This is a genomic window from Paraburkholderia sp. EB58, from assembly GCF_050436665.1.
Classification (GTDB): domain Bacteria; phylum Pseudomonadota; class Gammaproteobacteria; order Burkholderiales; family Burkholderiaceae; genus Paraburkholderia.
The window spans coordinates 1-6,360 of the sequence record NZ_JBNDMQ010000083.1 but is presented as its reverse complement, the minus strand read 5'-3'; the positions used below and the strand labels follow the sequence as shown (position 1 = coordinate 6,360).

The window sequence follows — 6,360 nt, the reverse complement described above, 5'->3', positions numbered from 1 at the left end:
TGAAAACTGAAAACTGAAAACCGATCCCGATTGACACCGGGAGTCATATCAGCTTCGCCCCTGTGCGGGGCGGCACCTACTTTCTTTGCCGCCGCGCCGCCGCAAAGAAAGTAGGCAAAGAAAGCGGGCTGCAACCGCCAGCCTGTAGGTGTCCATCTCGGTCATCCAGCGGAAACGGCCCAAGACGAGATGTGCCCTCGCACCACACACGTTAGTGACACAGCAGTCCTTCATCCCGCCCACGCACTTCGTGCGCGGCGGTCAGGTCCACCAAGACGGGCTAGTTTCCGCACACGATTCGTCCGGTTTCGTCTTCAACTGCACCTGGTCCCAAACCGCTTGCCCTGCGCGTGCGTTGAACCGCGCGCAAGATGGCGACAGCCAATCGCGCTGCGCGGCATACGCAGCAATATGTGCCCCGAGGTTTGCCGGTGTCTGCGCACATGGGATATGTGACGAGGGAGTATGGGTGCAGAGGGGTATGCGAAGAGGGGATATGGGTGCCGAGGCGTCTGCGCAGAAGGGTATGGGGTTTGCGCGGCGATGCGTGCACGGGGAATCGCGGTGAGGCGAGCGCGGCCATGGCTCACACCGGCGGCATACACAAGGGGTTATGCCCAACAGCGGGGCGCGTAGCGCGACGCTGGAACGGATGAGTGCTTTGTCACTGAGGTATGTGGCGCGAGGGCACATCTCGTCTTGGGCCGTTTCCGCTGGATGACCGAGGTGGCTCACTACAGGCTGGCGGTTGCAGCCCGCTTTCTTTGCGGCGGCAAAGAAAGTAGGTGCCGCCCCGCACAGGGGAGAAGCTAATAGACCGATAAGAATGCAAGGAAAGGCCAACGCCATAGGCAAACAGCCAAAGCTAACCCTGACCGGACCGATAACAATACAAGGAAAGACCAACGCCGCATGCAAACACCCAACGCGCCGCAAGGCAAAAAGGCCACTATGCGGGCACCCCCTCAAGCCGCGCCGCAGGCGACCCCACAATAATGACCGCCTGCACAAAAAACGCGCCCGCAGCCAAAACCAGACACACTTCCATCCCCCAATGCCAGCTAACAGCTGCACCCAGCAACGCACCGACCGGCCGCGCACCATACGTAGCGGTGCTATTAATCGCTGAAACACGCCCCATCATCCCATCCGGCGTAATAGCCTGCCGCAAGGTAGTCGACCCGACCACCCACAGAATCGGCCCAACCCCAAGCAGAAAGAAACTTAGCATTGCCAACCAGAACGACGGCACCACCCATGTCGCCACCATCACCAGCGAAGCGAGCAATCCGCAGAACGGACCAATCGTCAGCACCCGTCCAAACCGGAGCCGCTCCGCTATCGAAGGCGCAGCCAACGCACCGCACACCATGCCGAAGCCATACGCACCCAGCGTCACGCCCACCGCCGATGCCGTCAGCCCAAGCCGATGCACCGCGTACGGCACATACACCGCCTGCAACATAAAGAAGCCGAGATTGAAAAACACCGCGGTGGCAAGCATCGGACGCAGCAAGGTGTCGCCCAGCACGAAGCGGGTACCGTCGCGCAGTTCACGCAGAAAGTGACGTTGTCCGGCCTGTTCGCGCGGCGGCTCACGCAGCCCGGCCAGCAGCGCAACCGCCATCGCCGACAGGCCGGCCGCGCAGCCATACGCCCACCCGGCGCCGATCCAGCCCACCAGCATGCCGCCAAGCGCCGGACCCGCCGAATACGCGGCGCTGCGCGCGAGTTCGAGCCGTCCGTTCGCGACAGCAAAGGACTCGCGCGCTACGAGCGAAGGCACAAGGGAAGGCGCCGCCACGTTGTATGCCACGGTGCCGGCCGCGCCCAGACACCCGAACGCAGCAAGCCAGGGCAGCGTCAACCCATGCAACATCACCATCAACAACACGCTCAGCATCGCGATCACGCGCATGCCTTCGGCGAGCGCCATCAAGGTTCGACGCGAGCGACGATCGGCCCAGACGCCTAACGGAATCGACAGCAGCAGGAACGGCAACGTCTGTGCGGTCTGCAGCAAGCCCGTTTCACGGGCGCTCGCGCCGAGCGCGAACACCGCGACAAGCGGCGCAGCAGCGAGGCTGATCTGCTCGGCGGATTGCGCAACGAGATTCGACCACGCAAGCCGCTGGAACGCGGCTGGCAATCTGACGACAGGGTGCGGGATTGAAATACTCATCGATGACCTCCGGTTTCAATGAGGTCATCGTCGCCGCTTCAGCCGCGCGGCACGCTCCGCTTCTTGCTCTGTTATTGATGCGACGTAATCGCGGGCCTTAAGCGCCTGGGTCGATCACGCCACATAGGGTCAATTAAGGCGCATACGACGAAGCCATGCCGCTTTCGAGTCCATGATCGAGCGTCGTGCGGATGATCGACAAACCGCGCGTGAGCGCTTCGCGCGACGGCGCACCCGTCATGCAGACGCGAATCGCGTGCGGCGCGGCATTGCGGCCAATCACGAAGCTGTCCGCGGTCTTGACGAGCACGCCCTCCTGGCGCAGCGCCGCCGCGAATTCCGCCGCGCGCCACGGTTCAGGCAGCGGCAGCCACAAGTGCGAACTGGTGGCCGCATGCCGGTACGCCACGCCCTTGAGCACCTCGCTCGCCACCTCGTGCTGCGTCTCAATGTGCGCGCGCTGCAAGCCGTTCAGACGCTCCATCTCACCGTTCTCGATCCAGCGCGACACCACCTCGGCCATCAACGGCGCGGTCATCCAGCAATCGCTGCGAATCACCGCCGCGATCTTCGAACACCACGCGGCCGGCGCCTGCAGATATCCCACTCGCAAGCCCGGCGCGACTGACTTTGACAAGCCCGCAATCAAAAACGATTGATCCGGCAGACGCGTGGAGAGCGGCTCAGGCGGCGAGTCGAGCAGCATGGCTGGCACGAGGTCCTCGATCAGCAACACACTATGCCGCTGCAGGATCGCGGCCACGGCGTCGCGCCGCTCGCTCGACATCGTCGCGGTGGTCGGATTGTGGATGGTCGGCACGCAGAAGATGGCGCGCGGGTGGAGCGACTTGCAGGCGAGTTCGAGCGCGGCGGGGACAAGACCCTCGGCGTCGATTTCGACGCCCACCAGATGCAGCCGCAACTGCCGCGCGAGCGCGATGATGCCCGGATAACTGACCACTTCGGCCAGCACGGTATCGCCCGGCCTCGCGACCGCGCGCAGCACCGACGCCAACGCGTGCTGCGCCCCCTGCGTCACCAGCACGCGCGATGCGCTCGCCGGACTGCCGGCACGCCCGAGCCATGCGGCGCCCGCGAGGCGATGGCGCATCGAGCCCGCCTCCGGCGCGTATTGCAGCAATTCGGCGGCAAGCCGTTCATCGTTGCCGATCTCATGCAGCGTGGCGCACAGTGCAGCCGCTTCGCCTGTCGACTGCGGCACGTTCTGGCCCAGATCGATCAGCGCCGGTGCTTGCGGCATGCCGGGACGGATCATGCCGTGCGCTGTGCCGGGGGACATCTCGCGCGCCCGGGCCTGCGCTACATAGGTGCCGTCGCCGACCCGCGCATTCGCGAGCCCCTGGCGCTCCAGCTCAGCGTACGCGCGGCTGATGGTGCCGGTGGTCACGTGCAATTCGCTGGCAAGCGACCGGTGCGGCGGCAGTTTTTCGCCCGCCGGCAGTTGGCCGTTGAGGATCGCCTGCGCAAATGCTCGTGCAATGACCTGGTATTTGGGATCACTGCCCGCTTCAATCCTGGGCAGCCACGCGTTCATCGCCATGATGCGACGGTCTCCTTCTGTGCGGCATTGCTATGCCATGGGTGTCATTAGCATGATACGCATTCAATCTCACCACATTGCATGCAGTCATTTACTTTAATTGAAGCGATTGAGTTGCTCGTTCCGCCTCCATAGCATGGCGTCATTCCTAATTTCAATATGCCGCCTCGATGCGGCATTGCGGCATCCAGCCAGGAGCGCCTAATGAGCCGTGAGACACCTCGCATCAGCCGGATCGACATCACGCATCACCAGCTCGAACTCGACCCGCCGTTTCCGGCCTCGTGGGATAGCCAGCCGCGCCGCAAATTTCCCGCCACGATCGTGCGCGTCCATGACGACGCGGGCCATGTCGGCATTGGCTCCGGCGACGCCATGTACGGCTTCGCCGACTACCAGCACCTGTTCGTCGGCACCGATCCGCTCGACCTCGCGCGCCATAGCGCCGTCCTCGACAACATCGGCTTTCACGCTGGCCGCCCGTGGCCGCTCGATATCGCACTGTGGGACCTCGCCGGCAAGATTCGCGGCGAACCCTGCTGGAAGATGATGGGGGGGCGCAGCAAGCGGATTCGCGCGTATGCCTCGAGCGGCGTGCATCGGCATCCGGACGAGATGGCGAAAATGGCGCTGCAGGTCGCGGAGCGCGGCTTCCCGGCGCTGAAGATTCGCTTCGGCCGCCCGAGTCTCGCGGATGATTTCACGGCGCTGGCCGCCGTGCGCGATGCCGTCGGCAACCGCCTCGAATTGATGGTGGACTGCAATCAGGGCTGGCGTATGCCGTGGGACACGGCCGCGCCGTGGACGGTGAGCGAAGCGCTCGAAGTGGCCCGCGAACTGGAAAAGCAGAACGTCTACTGGATGGAGGAGCCGCTGCATCGCGGCGACTACGACGGCTACGCCGCGCTGCGCCGTGCCACCACGCTGCGCATCGCTGGCGGTGAAATGACCCGCGAGCGCTACGAGTTCGATCAGTTGCTCGCGCGCGACTGCCTCGACGTGTTTCAGCCCGACGTGGCCTGTTCGCTCGGCATGGAAGGCCTGCGCGAGCTCGCGCAGGCGGTCGAAACGCACGGCAAGGTGTTCACGCCGCACACCTGGGGTAACGGCATCGGCCTCGCGGCCAACCTGCATCTGACGGCCGGAGCCGCCTCGGCGCCCTTCATCGAGTTTCCGTACGACCCGCCGGAATGGTCGATTGAGCGCCGCGATTTCATGTTGACGCAGCCGATCGACGTCGACGACGAAGGCTGGCTCACGCTCTCCGACGAACCCGGCCTCGGCCTCACGCTCGACGAGGACGTACTCGCCGCGACTCAAAGCTCTCGCAGTACTTACGCCTGACGATTGACGCCTCGCACGAGGCCCACACCAAAGCAAAAAACGGAGACAGACAATGCAGATCAGACCTTGGGTGCGCGCCGCCTGCGTAGCGCTCGCCGCCAGTGCCCTATTCCCAGCCGCCGCACACGCCGGCACCTGGTGTTCGAGCGGCAAGACGGTGCACTTTGCCGGTGTCACGTGGGAAAGCGGTTCGTTCACGTCGGAAGTGCTGCGCTATATCGCCGAGAAGGGCTACGGCTGCAAGACCGACACCGTGCCGGGCAGCACCGCCGCCACCGAAACGGCACTCGCGCGCGACGATTTGCAGGTCTGGGGCGAACAGTGGACGGGCCGGTCGGAGATCATCGCCAAGGGCGTCGCGGGCGGGCAGGTCAAGCTGATCGGCGACACGCTGCCCGGCGGCACCAACGAAGGCTGGTACGTACCCGAATACGTCATCAAGGGCGACCCGGCGCGCGGCATCAAGCCGCTGGCGCCGAACCTGACTTCGGTCGCCGATCTGCCGAAATACAAAGATCTCTTTCAGGATGACGAAGAACCCGGCAAGGGCCGCTTCCTCAACTGTCCGGCCGGTTGGGATTGCGAGCGCGTCAACTCGCGTCTCTTGAAGGTGCTCAAGCTCGACGACAGCTACACCAACTTCCGCCCAGGCACGGGTGCCGCACTCGACGCAGCCATCACGTCCGCCTATCAGCGCGGCAAGCCGATCCTGTTCTATTACTGGGAACCGGCTGCGCTGATGGCCAAGTACAAGTTCGTGCAACTGAAGATGCCGCCGTTCGATCAGAAATGCTGGGAGACGCTGCGCGCCGACAACAGCACGTCGCAATGCGCGTCGTCGTATCTGGTGTCGCATCTGAAGGTCGGCGTTTCGACGCCGTTCTATCAGGCCGAGCCTGAACTGATGGCCGCGTACGCGAAAGTCAACTTCCCGATGGACTTCCTGAACAAGACCATCCTCGAGATGACCAGCAAGAAGATCGACGGTCAGACGATGGCGAAGCAGTTCCTCCACGATCATCCGGAAATGTGGAAGCCGTGGGTTTCGAACGACGTTGCACAGAAAGTCCAGGCGTCGCTCGCAGGCGCCTGATCTGCGACGACGTCACGACACTTTGTGCTGAACGGATGGCGCATTACGCTGTCCGTTCAGGCGCATCGGAGGTTTGATCATGCATTCGTTTTTCCTGCATCTGTCGATTGCCGACTGGGTGAACGACGTGGTTCAGTCGTTCGTCACCCAGTACGGTGACAGCTTTCACAACTTCAGCAT

4 protein-coding genes are annotated in these 6,360 nt (G+C 63.6%); 2 read left to right on the top strand and 2 right to left on the bottom strand.

Annotated elements, in window-relative coordinates; genetic code table 11:
- Positions 1–949: 949 nt before the first annotated feature.
- Positions 950–2,182: an MFS transporter gene (locus P3T40_RS44680; protein ID WP_429274053.1), complete on the bottom strand. Its 1,233-nt coding sequence runs from the start codon at positions 2,180–2,182 to the stop codon at positions 950–952.
- Positions 2,183–2,315: 133 nt separating this feature from the next.
- Positions 2,316–3,743, bottom strand: coding sequence for a PLP-dependent aminotransferase family protein (locus P3T40_RS44675; RefSeq protein WP_429274052.1), 1,428 nt, complete (start codon positions 3,741–3,743; stop codon positions 2,316–2,318).
- A 204-nt stretch (positions 3,744–3,947) separates the two neighbouring features.
- Between P3T40_RS44675 and P3T40_RS44670 the strand changes: the two genes are divergently transcribed.
- Positions 3,948–5,087, top strand: a complete 1,140-nt coding sequence (locus tag P3T40_RS44670) for a mandelate racemase/muconate lactonizing enzyme family protein (RefSeq protein ID WP_429274051.1) — start codon at positions 3,948–3,950, stop codon at positions 5,085–5,087.
- Positions 5,088–5,139: 52 nt separating this feature from the next.
- Positions 5,140–6,180, top strand: a complete 1,041-nt coding sequence (locus P3T40_RS44665) for an ABC transporter substrate-binding protein (protein ID WP_429274050.1) — start codon at positions 5,140–5,142, stop codon at positions 6,178–6,180.
- Positions 6,181–6,360 lie beyond the last annotated feature (180 nt).